The sequence below is a fragment of the Pseudomonas sp. GM84 genome, assembly GCF_000282535.1.
Taxonomy (GTDB): Bacteria; Pseudomonadota; Gammaproteobacteria; order Pseudomonadales; family Pseudomonadaceae; genus Aquipseudomonas.
The window spans coordinates 27,700-43,980 of sequence record NZ_AKJC01000082.1 but is presented as its reverse complement, the minus strand read 5'-3'; the positions used below and the strand labels follow the sequence as shown (position 1 = coordinate 43,980).

At 65.3% G+C, this 16,281-nt stretch carries 16 protein-coding genes; 8 read left to right on the top strand and 8 right to left on the bottom strand.

What is annotated here, in order from left to right; all coding sequences use genetic code 11:
- Positions 1–23: 23 nt before the first annotated feature.
- Positions 24–899, bottom strand: a complete 876-nt coding sequence (locus PMI38_RS06155; protein ID WP_008091803.1) for an AEC family transporter — start codon at positions 897–899, stop codon at positions 24–26.
- A gap of 153 nt (positions 900–1,052) precedes the next feature.
- On the opposite strand from PMI38_RS06155, the gene PMI38_RS06150 reads away from it, so the two are divergent.
- The 3 genes from PMI38_RS06150 (at position 1,053) to PMI38_RS06140 (ending at position 3,455) form a co-directional block, all read left to right on the top strand.
- On the top strand, positions 1,053–2,435 hold the full coding sequence (locus PMI38_RS06150) for an MFS transporter (RefSeq protein WP_008091800.1): 1,383 nt from the start codon (positions 1,053–1,055) through the stop codon (positions 2,433–2,435).
- 109 nt (positions 2,436–2,544) lie between these two features.
- Entirely contained in the window at positions 2,545–2,862 is a 318-nt protein-coding gene (locus PMI38_RS06145; protein WP_008091799.1) for a hypothetical protein, read from the top strand.
- A 41-nt stretch (positions 2,863–2,903) separates the two neighbouring features.
- The gene (locus tag PMI38_RS06140; protein ID WP_008091798.1) at positions 2,904–3,455 is read left to right on the top strand and encodes a YbhB/YbcL family Raf kinase inhibitor-like protein; all 552 of its coding nucleotides are present in this window, start codon (positions 2,904–2,906) and stop codon (positions 3,453–3,455) included.
- Between the two features lie 9 nt (positions 3,456–3,464).
- On the opposite strand, the gene PMI38_RS06135 is transcribed toward PMI38_RS06140, so the two are convergent.
- On the bottom strand, positions 3,465–4,397 hold the full coding sequence (locus tag PMI38_RS06135; RefSeq protein ID WP_008091796.1) for a LysR family transcriptional regulator: 933 nt from the start codon (positions 4,395–4,397) through the stop codon (positions 3,465–3,467).
- A 124-nt stretch (positions 4,398–4,521) separates the two neighbouring features.
- Here PMI38_RS06135 and PMI38_RS06130 point away from each other — a divergent pair, with 124 nt between their 5' ends.
- On the top strand, positions 4,522–4,797 hold the full coding sequence (locus PMI38_RS06130) for a DUF2790 domain-containing protein (RefSeq protein ID WP_008091794.1): 276 nt from the start codon (positions 4,522–4,524) through the stop codon (positions 4,795–4,797).
- A gap of 1 nt (position 4,798) precedes the next feature.
- Here PMI38_RS06130 and PMI38_RS06125 read toward each other — a convergent pair whose 3' ends face one another.
- Positions 4,799–5,494 (bottom strand): tRNA (adenine(22)-N(1))-methyltransferase, encoded by a 696-nt coding sequence (locus tag PMI38_RS06125; protein ID WP_043273129.1) that lies wholly within the window; start codon positions 5,492–5,494, stop codon positions 4,799–4,801.
- 148 nt (positions 5,495–5,642) lie between these two features.
- Here PMI38_RS06125 and PMI38_RS06120 point away from each other — a divergent pair, with 148 nt between their 5' ends.
- Positions 5,643–6,002 carry a RidA family protein gene (locus tag PMI38_RS06120; protein ID WP_008091790.1) on the top strand — a complete coding sequence of 120 codons (360 nt, stop codon included), beginning with the start codon at positions 5,643–5,645 and terminating at the stop codon, positions 6,000–6,002.
- A gap of 123 nt (positions 6,003–6,125) precedes the next feature.
- Here the strand turns inward: PMI38_RS06120 and PMI38_RS06115 are convergent, their stop codons facing one another.
- The 3 genes from PMI38_RS06115 to PMI38_RS06105 all read right to left on the bottom strand — a co-directional run bounded on the left by PMI38_RS06115 (position 6,126) and on the right by PMI38_RS06105 (position 8,438).
- A complete protein-coding gene (locus PMI38_RS06115) occupies positions 6,126–6,785 on the bottom strand; it encodes a TetR/AcrR family transcriptional regulator (protein WP_008091789.1) in 660 nt (219 codons plus the stop codon).
- Positions 6,786–6,855: 70 nt separating this feature from the next.
- The gene (locus PMI38_RS06110) at positions 6,856–7,290 is read right to left on the bottom strand and encodes an acyl-CoA thioesterase (RefSeq protein ID WP_008091788.1); all 435 of its coding nucleotides are present in this window, start codon (positions 7,288–7,290) and stop codon (positions 6,856–6,858) included.
- Positions 7,287–8,438 carry an iron-containing alcohol dehydrogenase gene (locus PMI38_RS06105; protein WP_008091785.1) on the bottom strand — a complete coding sequence of 384 codons (1,152 nt, stop codon included), beginning with the start codon at positions 8,436–8,438 and terminating at the stop codon, positions 7,287–7,289. The genes PMI38_RS06110 and PMI38_RS06105 overlap by 4 nt, the downstream gene beginning before the upstream one ends.
- Before the next feature lie 289 nt (positions 8,439–8,727).
- Between PMI38_RS06105 and PMI38_RS06100 the strand changes: the two genes are divergently transcribed.
- From PMI38_RS06100 to PMI38_RS06090, 3 genes are read left to right on the top strand one after another with little or no spacing between them, the layout of a single operon-like run.
- Positions 8,728–10,167: a hypothetical protein gene (locus tag PMI38_RS06100; protein ID WP_008091783.1), complete on the top strand. Its 1,440-nt coding sequence runs from the start codon at positions 8,728–8,730 to the stop codon at positions 10,165–10,167.
- A gap of 4 nt (positions 10,168–10,171) precedes the next feature.
- Positions 10,172–11,629: an acyl-CoA reductase gene (locus PMI38_RS06095; RefSeq protein WP_008091780.1), complete on the top strand. Its 1,458-nt coding sequence runs from the start codon at positions 10,172–10,174 to the stop codon at positions 11,627–11,629.
- A 56-nt stretch (positions 11,630–11,685) separates the two neighbouring features.
- The gene (locus tag PMI38_RS06090; protein ID WP_008091778.1) at positions 11,686–12,744 is read left to right on the top strand and encodes an NAD(P)-dependent alcohol dehydrogenase; all 1,059 of its coding nucleotides are present in this window, start codon (positions 11,686–11,688) and stop codon (positions 12,742–12,744) included.
- Between the two features lie 45 nt (positions 12,745–12,789).
- Here the strand turns inward: PMI38_RS06090 and PMI38_RS06085 are convergent, their stop codons facing one another.
- Together PMI38_RS06085 and PMI38_RS06080 are read right to left on the bottom strand one after the other, a co-directional pair.
- Complete coding sequence (locus PMI38_RS06085; RefSeq protein ID WP_008091776.1) at positions 12,790–14,145, bottom strand: DUF1329 domain-containing protein; 1,356 nt, start codon at positions 14,143–14,145, stop codon at positions 12,790–12,792.
- Positions 14,146–14,185: 40 nt separating this feature from the next.
- The gene (locus tag PMI38_RS06080) at positions 14,186–16,057 is read right to left on the bottom strand and encodes a DUF1302 domain-containing protein (protein WP_008091775.1); all 1,872 of its coding nucleotides are present in this window, start codon (positions 16,055–16,057) and stop codon (positions 14,186–14,188) included.
- Between the last annotated feature and the right edge of the window lie 224 nt (positions 16,058–16,281).

The window sequence follows — 16,281 nt, the reverse complement described above, 5'->3', positions numbered from 1 at the left end:
CCGGCGATGAGGCCCTTACAGGTTCACATCCACCAGGCCAGCACCACCGGCAGCCAAACGAACGACAGCACAGTCGAACACATCACCAGGTTCGCCACCTGCTCCGGCGAACGGTTGGCCCTGACCGCCATCAGGTAGTTGAACACCGCCACCGGCATCGCCGACTGCACCATCAGCACCGCCCGCTGCAAATGCTCCATGTCCAGGGCGGCGCCCACTGCCCACCCTACCCCAGCCCCCAGCACGATCCGCACGCCGCCCAGCAGCAGGCCGCTGGCGATATGTTGTGGGCGAATACTGGCCAGCGACACGCCCAAGGTCAGCAGCATCAAGGGAATGCACATGCCGCCGAGCAGTTCTGCCGTGTTGGCCACCCAGCGCGGGAGGTGGATGTCGAAGAAGATCATCGGCAGGGCAAGGGCCAGGCTGATGACGATGGGGTTGCTCACCAGCGCCTTGAACGAAGCCGCCGTACCGGAGATGGCCATGCCAACGGTGAACTGCACGATCGACAGGCCCAGAAAGAACGCCATGGCCAACGCGAGGCCCTGTTCGCCAAAGGCGTACAGGCTGATCGGCAGGCCCATGTTGCCGGTATTGGGGAACATGAACGCCGGCAGTAGTACCCGCCAGTCCTGGCGGCTGACGCGACACACCAGCAGCCCCGCCAGGGCCATGGCCAGGGTACAGAGCAGGCAGGCCAGGGCCATGCTGATAAAGGCAGTGGGATCGAGTTGGGTGCGGTTCAGGGTCGCCAGCACCAGCGCGGGGGTGCCGACGCTCATGACCATCCGGGCAACGAACTGGGTGGGGTAGTCCAGCACCGTGCGGGCCCAGGCGAAGCCGATGCCGGCGACGATGAACACCGGTGCCAGTACTGCGAACAGCGAAGCGAACATAGACCTTTCCTTCCCTGGATCAGCTGCGCAAAGGCGTCATTATGCCGCAGGGCCAAGCCCCTTGGGGAAATCTTTCCCACACCTTAGAATCGCGCGTCCTACTCCCCTGTGCCGCTACGGCTGGCAACTGCGCTACTCCCCCTTGAGGTTTTTATGTCTCCGCGTTTGCTGGCCATGGCGCTGGCACCCCTGCTCGGGCTGTTCATCATTGCCCTGGGCAATGGCTTCATGTCCTCCCTGACCACCTTGCGCCTCGGCGCTGCCGGCGAATCGGCCACCACCATCGGTATCGTCTCGTCGAGCTACTTCCTTGGCCTGACCCTGGGCGCTGTATTCAACGACCGGCTGATCCTGCGCATCGGCCATATCCGCGCCTACACCAGCTTCGCGTCGCTGATCGCCGCCACCATCCTGCTGCAGGGGATGTTCTACGACAGCACCTGGTGGTCGGTCTTGCGCCTGATCAACGGCTGGGCGGCGGTCGGCGTGTTCCTGGTGATCGAGAGCTGGCTGCTGCTGGCGGGCGATGCGAAGATCCGCGGGCGCTTGCTGGCGCTGTACATGATCGCCTTCTACGGTGCCGGCGTGATCGCCCAGGCGGGCCTGGGCGTCATCGCGCAGCTGAGCGACAGCGCGCCGTTCATGCTGGCCGGCATGCTCGCCGCGCTGTCGGTGCTGCCGATCGTGATCCTGCCGCGGGTGTCGCCGCTGCTGGACCAGGTCGAGCCGCTCAAGCCGCGCCAGCTGCTCGGGGTGGCGCCGTCGGGGCTGGTCGGCTGCTTCGGTTCGGGGGTGGCCATCGCCGGGATCTATGCCCTGCTGCCGCTGTACCTGCAGCGCATCGGCCTGGACGTGGGTGAAGTGGGCGGCATGATGGCCTGGGTGATCCTCGGCGCCATGCTGCTGCAGTACCCGGTGGGGCGCTGGTCCGACCGCAAGGACCGCCAGGATGTGCTGATCGCCCTGGCCGCGCTGTGCGTGGTGCTGTCGCTGGTCACGGTGTTCCTGCCCTCGCACTCGGCGCTGTTGCCGGCGATGCTGTTCCTGCTCGGGGGCGGCGTGTTCGCGCTGTACCCGGTGGCGGTCAGCCATGCCGCCGACCGTGCGCCGTCCGATGCGCTGGTGCCGATGATCCAGGGCTTGCTGCTGATCAACTCGCTGGGCTCGGCCATGGCGCCGTTGGCGATTTCGCCGGTGATGACCGAGTTTGGCGAGCCGGGGCTGTTCTGGGCCTTTGCCGTGGTCAACCTGGGCATGGTGTGCTTCTTCTTGTGGCGCCGTGGCAAGCGGCCGGCGGCCGAGCATCCGGCGCCGTTTACTGCCTCGACCACGTTCTCGCCGACTGGGGCGGAGTTGCGTGTGACCGAAGATTTGATGCATGCGGCGCAGGAGCATCCGCCGCTGGAGCCGGTGGAGGCTCAGGGGCCTGTGGGAGCGGGCTTGTCCCGCGAACACGGGCGTAGCCCGTGCCAGACAGCTACAGCGTCTGGGCTGGCCTCTTCGCGGGACAAGCCCGCTCCCACAGGGAACGCGTAAGCGCCTGATGGTTGACCAAGACTGTTTTGACCGCCCGTCGCACGACGGGCACCCCCGCCATCCCCCGCCAGCCAAACGAATGACAGATCATCCGCACAGGAGCTTCGCCATGATCCGCATTCGCCCGCTTGCCCTTCTCTTCACCCTGGCCCTGGGCCTGGGCAGTGCCAGCAGTTTCGCCGCCTCGACCCCTTCCGACACCAACACCGACGCCTACCCGAAAACCGACCAGCAAGGCGGCAAGACCGCCGGCGACGACAGCAGCGTCAACAGCCCCGGCAGCGGCAAGGCCAACGACAGCAGCGACAGCGGCAGCAACGCCGATGCCGCCGACGGCGCCGCAGGCGGCTCCAACAGCACCGGCGAGGCCACCGGCAGCGGCGCCGGGCACACCGGCGGCACGGCAGAAGACCAGGACAGCCGCTGACTGAACTACACTGCGGCCCATCGCCCTGCCGAGGAATCGTCATGCACCTCAAGCCCTGGCTGTTCGCCGCCTTGTTGCCTTGCACTGCCCTGGCGGCCGGCGGTAGCGCCGGCGCGCTGTCGATCAGCTCGTCGTCGTTCACCGATGGCGGTGTCATCGCCCTGCAGCAGGTCGGGCCCGACCCGCTCTGCGGTGCGGGCGAGGAACGTACCCCGCAACTGAGCTGGGACAACCTGCCCGTCGGCACCCGTTCACTGGCACTGGTGATGTTCGACCCGGACGGTGGCAAGGGCATCGGTACGGTGCACTGGGTCGCCTACAACATCGACCCGGCGCTCGATGGCCTGAAAGAAGGCACGGCCGGGCTGACCGGCCCGACAATCATGGTGGGCCGCAATTCTCGCGGCACCCTCGTCTACCGTGGGCCCTGCCCACCCGCAGGGGACAACCCGCACCACTATGCACTCACGCTGATCGCCACCGACATTCCCCTCGGCACCTTGCCAGAGGGGCTGGACCGCAATGGCTTGCTGGAGCTGTTGCAGGGGCATGCGCTGGGTGCCCAGAGTCTGGTCGGGCGTTACGGGCACTGACCTGCGGGCCTATCTCCAGTACTGCGGATCGTCGACGATGCGTTCGTGCCCGGCGAACAGCCCCGGCAGCTGTTCCTTCATGTAGTCGATCCAGGTCCTGACCTTGGCATCCAGGTAATGGCGCGACGGATAGATCGCGTACAGCGCGCATTCCCTCAACCGATACGGCGCCAGCAGGCGCCGTAGCCTGCCTTGCACGATGGCCTGGCTGGCCGTGTAGAACGGCAGCAAGCCAATACCCATGCCCAGCTCGCTGGCCCTGAGCATGGCGTCGGCGACATTGGTCAGGAAGCTGTCGCGCGGGGCGATCACGCACTGATCGAGCCCCTGCGGGAACACCCAGTCACCCTCGTACATCGGGTACGCCATGCGCAGGCAGCTGTGCTCGTGCAGGTCTTCCGGGCGCTCGGGCACGCCATGGGCCTGCAGGTAGCTTGGGGCGGCGCAGGGGATGCTGAAGATGGTGCCCAGCGGCACGGCGATCAACTGCGAATCCGGCAGGGCCTCGTCCACGGTGATCACCACGTCGTGGCCCTCGGCCAAGGGGTCGGGATTGCGCTGCGACAGGGTCAGTTCGATCACCACTTCGGGGCACACGGCGTTGTAGCCGGCCACCAGCGGCATCAGCAGCATGCCCAGGCCGTGCGGGCAATGCAGGCGCAGCCGCCCGCGCGGGGTGAGGTGGGCGCCGCGGGCCTCGTCCATGGCTTCTTCGGTCAGCAGCATGATCTGCCGCGCGCGCTCGAGAAAGCGCTCGCCCGCCTCGCTCATGCGCAGGCGCCGGGTGGTGCGGTGCAGCAGCCGAGTCTGCAGCTGGTTCTCGAGTTCCGCGACAATCCGCGACACCTGCGCCGCAGAAATATCCAGGGCATTGGCGGCCGCGGCGAAACTGCCGCACTCCACTACCCGGGCGAAGGTACGCATGGCGTGCAGCATGTCCATGGGCTTGGCTCCTTGTGTTTTTCTTATTCGTGCGTTCCAGGCAGGAATCTATCACGACTTAGCCCATTTATTGAGGATCACCAATGAATACATCATTGGTAAAACATTGAAAAAGGAGCCTGCCATGAACACTCAACGCCGAATTGCCGTGCTTGCCGCAAGCGCCCTGCTCGCCTCGTTCGGCGCCCTGGCCGACACCGCCGGCAACCCGCCGGTGGCCGCCAGCGCCGACAATTACGCGTACGGCATGCCGCTGGACGTGGCCAAGGTCATTTCCATCACCCCGGCCAGCAACGTCGCCGACTGCCAGGTCGGCACCGCGCACATGGTCTATGTCGACCACCAGGGCCAGACCCGCGAAGTCAACTACCGGGAAATGGGCAACTGCTCGCAGCTGTGACTCAGGCCAGTACCTGGGTGATCCAGCCGACCTGGCGGGCGAAGTCGCTGCGCTTTTCCTGAGGGATGGCGTCACGCGCGCGCTCGAAGTTGGCCAGGGTCTGTTGCTTCTGGCGCAGCATGCGCTGCCACTTGGTGATAAATGCCGGGCTCTTCTCGCGCATCAGCAGAGGGCCGAAGTACAGCTCTTCGGCGCTGTAGGCCGACGCATCACCCTTTTCCGCGACGATGATCTCGTAGTCGAAGCGGTTCTCGCGCAGCAGTTCTTCGCACACGATCCGATAACCGTTGGCCATCAGCCAGCCACGCAGTTCGCGCTCGCCGCCATTGGGCTGCAGGATCAGGCGCTCGTTGCCGCTCAGGCGCTGCTTGCCGCGTTCGAGGATCTCGCACATGGTGTCGCCACCCATGCCGCACAGGCTGACCGCCGTGATGCGGTCCAGCGCCTCGATCGCTTCCAGGCCATCGGCCAGGCGCACGGTGATGCGTTGCTCCAGGCCATTCCTGCGCACATTGCGCTGGGCCGAGGCATAGGGTGTCTGCGCCACTTCGCCGGCAACGCCGGCTTCGATCACGCCACGCAGCGCCAGGGCCACCGGCAGGTAGCCGTGGTCCGAGCCGATATCGGCCAGGCGCGCGCCCTGCGGCACATGCGCCGCCACACGCTCCAGGCGCATCGACAATGTCTGTTCGTTCAACTCAAGCCCCTTCTTCACAATCGGCGCGATTCTGACGGCCGGGGCGCGGTATTACAACGTGCGCAGGCCAAACGGTGGCCCTGGCTCGACCACCGCGCCGGGCTCGCGTAGGCTTGCGGCTTTCCTTCCGTTGCAAGGCAAACCAACAATGACAGACCTCATCTACACCCCCGATTCCGACGCCGACTCCATTTCCTCCGACGTCGCCGAGTTCAACGGCATTCTGGTCACGACTCAGATTCCAGCTGATCTCGCGGGCGACATCGTCCAGCAGAGCGAAAGCACCCTGCAGGCGCTCAAAGACGCCCTGGAAAAGGCCGGCAGCGGCATGGACCGGGTCATGCACCTGACCATCTACCTCACCGACATGGCCGACCGCGCCGCCTTCAACGAGGTGTACCAGCGCTTCTTCAGCAAGCCGTGGCCGGTGCGTGCCGCCGTGGGCGTGGCGGCATTGGCCTACCCGGAAATGCGCGTGGAAGTGACCGCGATGGCCGCCAAGGGCTGAGGCCAAGGTTGGCCCTATCGCTGGCAAGCCAGCTCCCACACGTACCTCACAGCTCTGAAGGCCTGTGGGGTACCTGTGGGAGCCGGCTTGCCGGCGATGAGGCCTGAGGAGTCGCTGCCAATCTCACTCGGTGAGCATGGCGTGGAGCATCCGCGCCAGCATCTGCGGGGTGTCCAGGTCGGTCAGGTAGCCCGGACGCTCCAGCAGGATGGCCCGGGGCAGCGCCGACCAGGTCTGGTACACCAGAAACTCGGCCTTCTCCCGATCCTTGACGCGAATTTCATTGGCGAAGCGTTGCATCAACGCGGAGCTTGCCGTGGCGCTCCACAGCTGCTTGGCCTTGACCACATCCAGCCGCACCAGCTCGTCATAGTGGGTCGAGCGCACGCTGAAGGCAGGGTCGTAGAGGGTTTTCTTGTGGTGCGAGGCAAGCACAGCCCGCAACGCCAGCAAGATGCCGTCAAACAGCGTGGTCCCTTCGGGCAGCGCCATGATGTCGGCGTACAGCCCACGGCGCGCTTCGGTGCGGTAATCGTCGAAGACGGCGGCGATCAACGATTCCATGGTCGGGAAATACTCGTAGATCGAACTGATCGCCACCCCTGAATCTTCGGCCAGGCGCAGCGCGCTCAGGGCTTCCCTCCCCTCGCTTTCGAGAATCTGCCTGCCGGCCTGCTTGACCGCCGTCACCAGCGCGACCGACCGTGCCTGGCGCGGTTCCTTGCGCGGTTGCGCCGGTATCGCCACCTGCACACCCGGCTTGTCCGGACTTGCCTTGATCATCTGTCATCTCTCCAGAATGCTGCCCCCTGCCACCTTGGCCAACGGATGGGCAGCACCCGGGAGTATGCGATCAGTCGACCAGCAGGGCCAGCTTGTCACGCACGCTGGCGGGGATCGGCACCGACGTGTTGCTGGCGCGGTCCACGTACACGTAGACCACATGGGCTGCTGCCGCCGCGAGCGGTTCATCGTTGCGGAACAGCGCCAGCTCGTAGCGCGCGCTGCTGTTGCCCAGGTGGGCGATCTTCATGCCGACCTCGACCCGGTCGGGGAACCCCAGGGGCGAAAAGTAGCTGCACCCGGAGTTGACGATCAGCCCGATCACCGGGCTGCTGGCGATGTCCAGGGTGCCCTGTTCGACCAGGAAGGTGGTGATCGCCGTTTCACAGTAGCCGTAGTACGCCACGTTGTTCACATGCCCATAGGCATCGTTGTCGCCAAAGCGCGTGGGCACCTGGGTGAAGTGGCGAAAGGCCTGGCGGCTCGGCCGCGCGGGCTTGTTCACAGGATTTCCTTATAGATCGCGTGCACATCCGCCAGCGTCAGTTCGCGCGGGTTGTTGCCGAGCAGGCGTTGCTGCTTGATGGCATCGCTGGCCAGCGCTTCGAGGTCGGCCTCGACGATGCCCAGCTCGCTCAGGCGCGTGGCCAGGCCCAACTCGCCGGCCAGACCGCCCAGGTAGTCGGCCAGCGCCGTGGCCTTTTCGCTGTCACTGCCGCGCAAGCCGGGCATGACGATATCGGCCAGTTGCGCATACAGCGGCGCCACCACCGGCAGGTTGAAACGCATCACCGGCCCCAGCACCAGCGCATTGGACAGGCCGTGGGGGATGTGGAAACGGGCACCGAGCGGATAGGCCAGCGCATGCACCGCCGCCACCGGGGCGTTGGCGAAGGCCATGCCCGCCACGCAGGCGCCAAGCAGCATCTGCTCGCGGGCCTCGACATCGTCACCCTGTCGGCAGGCTCTGAACAGGCTGCCAGCCAACAGCCGCAGCGCCTCGCGGGCCAGGCAATCGGACATCGGGTTCTTCAGGTGGAGGGTGGTGTAGGCCTCGATGGCATGGACCATGGCATCGATACCGGTCGCGGCAGTGACGTGGGCCGGCAGGCCGAGGGTCAGTTCGGCGTCGAGTACCGCCAGGTCGGGGAACAACAAGGGCGAGTAGACCACGTTCTTTTCCCCGGCAGCGGTGGTCACCACCGACACCGAAGTCACTTCCGAGCCCGTGCCGGCGGTGGTCGGCAGCAGGATCAGCGGCAGGCGCGGGCCCTTGGCCTGGTTGATGCCATACACCTCGCTCAACGACTCGCCGCTGCAGGCCAACAGTGCGGCCAGCTTGGCGGCATCCAGCGAACTGCCGCCGCCCACCCCGACCACGCAGTCGGCGCCACAGGCCTTGGCGGCCTCCACCGCCGCCAGGATCACCGACTCGGGCGGATCGGCCTGCACCTCGGCAAACACGCTCACGGCAATCCCCTCGCTGTGCATGCCGGCGAGCAGCGCATCCAGCAGCCGCGCCGCGACAACCCCAGCATCGGTGACCAGCAATACCGACTTGCAACCCTTGGCACGCACATGCTCGGCAAGCCGGGCCGAAGCACCACGCTCGATGATCAGTGAAGGCGTGGTCTGAAATACCATTTTCAACATGAAAGCCTCTCGAATAGCGGTCCGAATTGACAGCTCCGCACTCATTTAAATGAGTGGGCGAGGCCCAGTGTATGCCGCCTTTCGCGTCGATCCGGCATGCTAAAAACGAATCCGGAATGACCTTCGAAAGCGCTTTGGCACCGTCATTTTATTCCTTTATTTTCAATGCGTTACCTCGCACGACCGATACCTGGAATCCGGAACAAATCGGCACTCGCCGTCGACATACTTGGGCCGCACCCTCCCCCCGGCCTGGCCGGATTCCATACGTCGAGTAGCGAGCCCGAATATGCCCACTGCCCCCCTGTCGATAGAACAAAAAACCCAGCTGCTGCTGAACGATCCGGCAGCATTGGTCAACTATTCCCAGCACGCCTGGAACCACCTGCCCCGCGCCGAGATCGACGCACTGCAGCTCAATGGCCTCAAGCAGCGCTTCGACGCCCTGCGCCAACGCATACCGGTCTTGAAGAAACTTGCCGATGCCCAGGGCGTGGACCAGATCGAACAGCTCGACGACGTGGTGCCGCTGCTGTTCGAACACACCGTGTACAAGTCCTACCCGCCGTCCTTGCTGGAGAAACGCAGCTACGCGCAGATCAACAAGTGGCTGGGCAAACTGGTGACGCCTGAGGTCGCCGAGGCCATCGCCGCCGTCAATGTCAGCGACTGCCAGGGCCTGGACGACTGGTTCGAGACCATGGACGAAGGCGTGCCGCAGCTGCGCATCAGCCACACCTCGGGCACCTCCGGCACCCTGTCGTTCCTGCCCCAGGGCGTGCACGAATGGGAGAAGTTCGCGCAACTGCGCAAGATGGTGGTGTGGAACATGGACAACCCGGACACCCCGCAGCCCAACCTGCACACCATCTACCCCTACTACCGCAAGGGCTACCTGAGCCATGTGCGGGTGCATGCGGCGATGATCCCGGCGCTGCTGCCGAGCGAATCGCACTTCCATGCCGCCTACCCGACCACCCTCAGCACCGACGTGCTGCACCTGGGCGCCAAGCTGCGCGCGGCGCAATCCAAAGGCACCCTCGACCGCCTGGTGATCAGCCCGGAACTGCTGGAAAAAAAGAAAGCCTTCGACCAGTTGCAGGCCGAAATGCCGCAACACCTGGCGGCGTTCTTCGACCACATGTCCACCCAGCTCAAGGGCCAGCGCGTGTACATCGGCGCCACCTGGAACCTGCTGCACAGCATGGCCAAGGCGGGTCTTGAGCGTGGCCTGGAAGGCGTCTTCCACCCTGACTCCTTCGTGCACACCGCCGGTGGCGGCAAGGGCGTGGTCCAGCCGGAAGGCTGGCGCGAGGATGTGCTGCGCTTCACCGGTGCGCGCACCTTGAACGAGTCCTACGCCATGTCCGAAGTCGTCGGTGGCGCCCATGCGCGCTGCGAAGCCGGCCACTTCCACTTCGCCCCCACGGTCATCCCCTTCCAGCTCGACCCTGAAACCAGCAAGCCCCTGCCGCGCAAGGGCCACGTCACCGGGCGCGCGGCGTTCTTCGACCTGGGTGCCGAGATCCGCTGGGGCGGCTTCATCACCGGCGATGAAATCACCGTCGAGTGGGACCAGCCGTGCAGCTGCGGCCGGCCGAGCAGCTACGTGGTCGGGCCGATCCAGCGCTACAGCGACCTCAACGGCGGCGACGACAAGATCACCTGTGCGGCAACCGAAGACTCCCATCGCCAGGCGATGGACTTCCTCAACACACTAGAGGGCTAACCCCATGAGCAAACCGATTGCGCCGATGATCATCCGCGGCAAGGTCATCACCGACAACCTGATCGACGTGGGTGGCCGCGGCGGCGACCTGATTTTCCAGACCCCGGATGCGCACAAGTACATCGACCAGCTGCCGCTGGGCAACCCGGCCAAGCTGGCCGACCTGTACACCCTGACGTTCAACGACATCCTCGACTACGCCGAAGCGCTCGGTGAGCGTCTGGAGTTCGACAGGAACCCGTTCCTGCAGGAAGCCTGCGAGCTGTCGTACCTGACCGCGCCGGTGACCCCGAGCATGGTCAAGGGCAGCTACATGGGGCTGCGCCAGATGCTCACCCGCGCCTCGGTCACCGAGCAGGTGGAGAACTCGGTGGGCATCAAGTACCTGGAGGGCTGGGTCAAGCAGCGCCTGCTCGACGGCACCGAACTGGACGTGCGCTGCTTCGGCGCACGCACCCTGCATATCGTCGCCGGCAACGCCACGGGCCTGTCGCTGCTGACCATCCTGCGCAACATGGTGCTGCGCAGCGACGCGATCATCAAGGCGCCGTCCAACGACCCGTTCACCGCCCTGGCCATCGCCCGCACCATGGTCGACATGGCGCCTGACCACCCGTTGACCAAGCACCTCAGCGTCGCCTACTGGAAAGGCGGCGACCAGGCCTTCGAAGAGCGCCTGTACCAGCCGCAGAACCTGGAAAAGATCGTCGCCTGGGGCGGCTACAACGCCATGAAACACGTGACCCGCTACGTGCAGCCGGGCCTGGAGCTGATTTCCCTGGACCCCAAGCGCAGCGCCAGCATCATCGGCAAGGCCGCCTTCGACAGCGAAGCGAGCATGCGCGAAGCCGCCGTGCGCCTGGCCAGCGACATCGGTGCGCTGAACCAGAAGGCCTGTGTCTGCGCGCGGGTGATCTACGTGCAGAGCGGCACCGACGACGCGGGCCTGGCCAAGCTCAACACCTTCGGCCGCTACGTCTACGACGCCATGCAGACCCTGCCCAACACCCTGAGCACCGTACCCAAGCGCTACGACCCGGAACTCAAGGCCGAAGTCGACGCCCTGCGCCTGGATGACGAGTGGTACCAGGTGATCGGTGGCCAGGACGGCGAAGGCGCGGTGATCTGCTCGCAAACCGCCGACGCCGTGTCGTTCGCGCCACGCCTGGACGACCGCACCGCCAACCTGGTGCCGGTCGACACGCTGACCGAGATGATGGACGCGGTCGACGCCTACACCCAGACCGTCGGCGTGTACCCGGAAAGCATCAAGGACGAGCTCAAGGACATCCTGCCGCTCTATGGCGCCCAGCGCATCGTGTCGCTGGGCTACGCGGCCGGCTTGAAGTGGGCAGGTCCCCAGGACTCCATCGAGCCGCTGCGACGCATGGGCAAGTGGATCGTCAACCAGATCGCCTCGCCTGAAACCTCCCCGGCGCCCTGGCTGCGCCCTTCGATCTAACCCTCTCCCCCGGCCATTGCCGGGGGTTCTTCTTTGCATCACACAAGGATTCGACCATGACCACTTGCCTGGGCTTTGCCGCCCACGACGCCCACTCGCCCCTGACGCCGTATCGATTCGAGCGGCGCGCGCTGCGTGACGATGACGTGGCGATCGCCATTGCCTTCTGCGGCGTCTGCCACTCCGATGCACACCAGGTGCACAACGACTGGAACAACACGGTCTACCCCATCGTCCCCGGCCACGAGATCGTCGGCCACGTCACCGCCGTGGGCAGTGCCGTCAGCCGCTTCAAAGTCGGCGACCGGGTGGCGGTCGGCTGCCAGGTGGACAGCTGCCTGGACTGCGCGCCGTGCCACGAGCATCAGGAGCAGCTCTGCACCCAGGGGCCGACGCCGACCTACAACGGCAAGGATCGCCACACCGGCGAGATCACCTACGGCGGCTACGCCGAGCATATCGTCGTGCGCGAGCAGTTCGTGCTGCGCATGCCACTGAACCTCGACCCCCGCTACGCCGCACCGCTGCTGTGCGCCGGCATCACCGTGTGGAACCCGATGCGCCGCTATAACGTCGGCAAGGGTACGAAGATGGCGGTGGTGGGTCTGGGCGGACTTGGCCACATGGCGGTGAAACTGGCCGTGGCGCTGGGTGCCGAGGTGACGGTGATCACCAGCTCACCGGGCAAGGCCGAGGATGCCCGCGCCCTGGGCGCCAACCATGTGCTGCTGTCCAGCGACGCGGCGGCCATGGCGGCCGCGGCCAATGCCTTCGCGTTCATCATCGACACCATCCCCAGCCGGCACAACGTCAACCCCTACCTGATGCTGCTGGGGCGCGAGGGCGTGATGGTGCTGGTGGGGGCGATCGAGCCGCTGGAGCCGATCCATGGTGGCTTGCTGATCCGCAACAACCGCACCTTGGCCGGTTCGCTGATCGGGGGTATTCAGGGGATCCAGGAGCTGCTGGACTTCTGCGCCGAGCATCAGGTGTTGCCCAGCTGCGAAATGATCGCCATCCAGGACATCAACGGCGCCTTCGAGCGCCTGCAGAACAATGATGTGAAGTACCGCTTCGTGATCGACATGAACAGCTTGCGTGACGTGACCCTCTGACCGCTGCCGATGCTGCGGTGTCGACCACCGCAGCATCGATGTCACTCAGCGGATGCCCGCCCCCGCCAGCGCATCCGGCGCCCACTGGGCCTTGGACAGCGTGTCGGTGTAGTGGATGCCACCATAGGCACCCGTGACACCGTTGATGTTGTAGGAACCCCCTATCAGGTCATAGATCATGAACGGTGTGACATCCGGGATGTTCTTGTCGTAACTCTGGCTGAGGAAGGCGAACGAGCCCCGGTAGAGCTTGCCACGGGCGTCATACTGGTCGGACGCCAGGGCGATCCAGCTGTCCTCGTCGAGGTACATGCGGCGCTTGTGGTAGATGTGCCGCGCCGACGATTTCAACGTGCCCTCCACGACCCACACCCGGTGTTTCTCCCAGCGCACGAAGTCCGGGGCGAGGTGGTTGGCGGTGGTCAACTGCTTGGGGTCCAGGGCGTAGGTCAGCTTGTAGGTGTTGTAGGGCACGAACATTTCCTGCTTGCCCACCAGCTTCCACTCGAAGCGGTCCAGCGCGCCGTTGAAGACGAACACGTCATCGTAGGTGCCGGCGCCGCCGGTGCCTGGGTTGGGCGTGTCGTAGGACAGGTCCGGGGCCAGTTTCACCCGGCGCTGGCCAGGCAGGTACTGCCAGCTGCGCCGTGGCTGGGCCAACGGGTTGGCGGTGTCCTTGAGCATGATCGCCTCACCCGCGCGGCGCGCGGGGCCGGTGTAGTACAGCTTCATCTGGAAGAACACGTCGGTGCTGTTGAACGGCTTGTTCATGTCTTCGTAGATCGGGTAGCTGGAGAACGACATGGCCGTGGTCGACAAGCTGGCCCCACCGCCTGAGTCGACGATCCACGAGTCGTACTTGACGTTGCGGTTGCCGCCGACGCGCAGCAGGTGGTTCCACATGGCCTCGCTGCCGGTGGTGGGGATCGGGAACGGCACGCCGGGCAGCAGGTTCTCGATGGCCTCGCCGCCGTCGATGGAACGGGTGCCGGTGGCATTCTTCACGCTGTTTTCCAGCACGGCGGCGGGCAAGGCCACCGTGCGATGGGTGGGATACACATTGACGTGGAAGCTGGGGTAACGCTTGGCCAGCTCTACCGTGGTGGCGGTCAACTGGCCCTGGTACTGCTCGACGTTCTTGCCGTCGATGACCAGCAGCGGCTTCTCGTCGGCGAACGGGTCCGGGCGCATGCCGTCGCCGGCCTTGAAGCCGGCTGGTGCTGAAGTCAGGCCGCCTTCGTAGGCGGGGATCGAGCCATCGGCGTTGGCTGCCCGCTCGGCGCCGACGCGGGTCAGGCTGGTGCCAAGCTTGGCGGCTTCCTGGGCGGACACGGCCGCCTGGGCCTGGCCTGCGATGATCGTCGTCAGGGCCGATGCCAATAGGCTGTAGCGCAGTTTCATCTGAGTACTCTCCACGTTGTTGTTGTCATTCGGGGGTCAATCAGAAAGTGGTCTTGAACGAAGCGGTGAGCATCCCGCGGTCCTTGAGCAGGGGCGCCAGGCCCGCCTGCGAGGTGATCTGCCCGGGGATGCAGCGGTACTGCCCGCCGCTGCCAGGGGTGTTGTTGTCGAAGCCGCTTTCACAGGTGTTGAACGGGCCGAAGGAGTCGACGTACTTGAGGTCGAAGCGGTACTTCTGCTTCACGTCCGCGGCGATGCCGACCGAGTAGCTGCCGGCGTTCTCGCTGCCGCCCAGCTGCACCGCCGAGTTGCCCTTGAGGCCGACGTTGTAGGAAAGCGGCATGGACAGGTCGACGCCGGGGAATACCTGGAACCAGGTCGCGGTGAAGTTGGTGGCCAGGCTGTAGGCGTTGGTGTCGACCTTGTCGACGCCCTGGTAGCTGGAATTGCCCTTGAACGACTGCTTGCCCTTGTCGACGCTGACCAGGTGGGTCATGGCCGCTTCCATCGCCAGGGACGAGGAATCCCACAGCGGTGTATTGCCAAAGCTCACCAGGCCATTGAGCACCACATGGAAGGTCTTGCCGCGCGCCGTGCCGGTATCACCTCTGCCGGGCATGCTGGCAATCAGGTTGTCGCCGTTGACCTGGCCTTGCCCGGCCCGCTCGCTCAAGGTCGCGTTGATGGTGGTGAAGTTGCTCAGCAGCGGCATGTTCTCGCGGTAGTTCAGGTCGAGCCCGACACTGACCGGGCCCACGCCCTTGGACAGGCTGATGCCGTAGATGTCGATGTCGTCGGCGTAGGCCGCCAGGTACTCGGTGCCGGGAAGCCCGGCCACGCCGGGTTGGTGCAGGTTGGGGGCGTTGATCAACACCACCGGCATCGGGTCGGAGGTCTTGCGGTAGTAGAAGCCGAGGTTGCCGTCGAGCCAGGCCGGGCTCCAGCGCGCCATCAGGCCGAAATCGCCCGTGCTGTGGGGTTTCAGGTCATGCCCACGGGAGGTGGCGTAGAACGCACCGGCGCCGTCCAGCGCGGTGGGCACCGGCAGCCAGAACACGTCACCGCCTTCGCCGAACATGTCGTAGCCGCCCATGTAGGTGCCCCCTTCCGGCAGGCGGGTGTTGCGAAACTCCAGGAAGTACTGGGCGCCCAGGGTCAGTTCGGGGTTGACGGTGTAGGACATCGAGAGCTGGCTGCGCGGCAGGAACAGCTCCTTGGTCTCGGTGCCGGGCACGTTGTACAGCTTGGCCAGGTCCAGCCCCGACTGGCCGTAGTTGATGCCGTTGGCGGCGTTGAACACGGTCTCGCCCCAGAACAGGTTGTGCCGGCCCAGCTTGGCGCTGAACATCGACTCCTCGCCCACTTCAGTGCTGTAGAACACGAAGGCATCGAGGATTTCGCCGGAGGGGCCGTTGTAGTAGCGGTCGCTGTAGCGGCTCAGGCCATGGCGTTGAGGCGTGCGGCCGTTGAGCGAGTCGCCGGGGGCGATGGCGCCCGCCTGGCGCGCCGCCACCAGGTTGCCGGCGTTGCCTTCCTGGCCGGGGAACGGGTTGCTGTTGGAGCCGACGTTGTCATAGGCGTGGTCGTACCAGCTTGCGGAGCTGACGCGAAACCCCATTTTCCGCTGGTAGAGCACATCCAGCTCGGTCAGCAGGTCGACCCGCTGGGTCACGGCGCTGCCGACACCGAAGTTGTGGTCGCCGTCGTTGTAGTTGGCGGCGTTGGCGATCTTCGCGTTCTGACCTTCCACCCGTTGCCCGTAACTGAACTTGAGGGTGTTGTCGAAACGCACCGTCCAGTCTTCACGGCCGTCGCTCAGTTCGAAGGCCTGGGCAGCCGGCATCGAGGCCAGCAGCGTGGCGGTGGCCAGCAGGCCGCGACGTGTAGGGCGCAGCCCTGTGGTGCTGTGCATGACGTTGTCTCCGTTTCTTGTTGTTTTTGTCTCAGGCGCCATGGGCCCGCGAGCACGCAGCTTTTGCACGCCTGCCGACGTTTCGGACCCTGCCAGCAGCACAGTAGGATTGCCCCGATCGAAGCGGGTTACATTTAGCGTCAGCCACTTCCCTATCGATGACAGGCGCGTGACATCGACCCGGCAGATTTCCCCGCCAAGCCACTTTTCATTTGACAATCAAG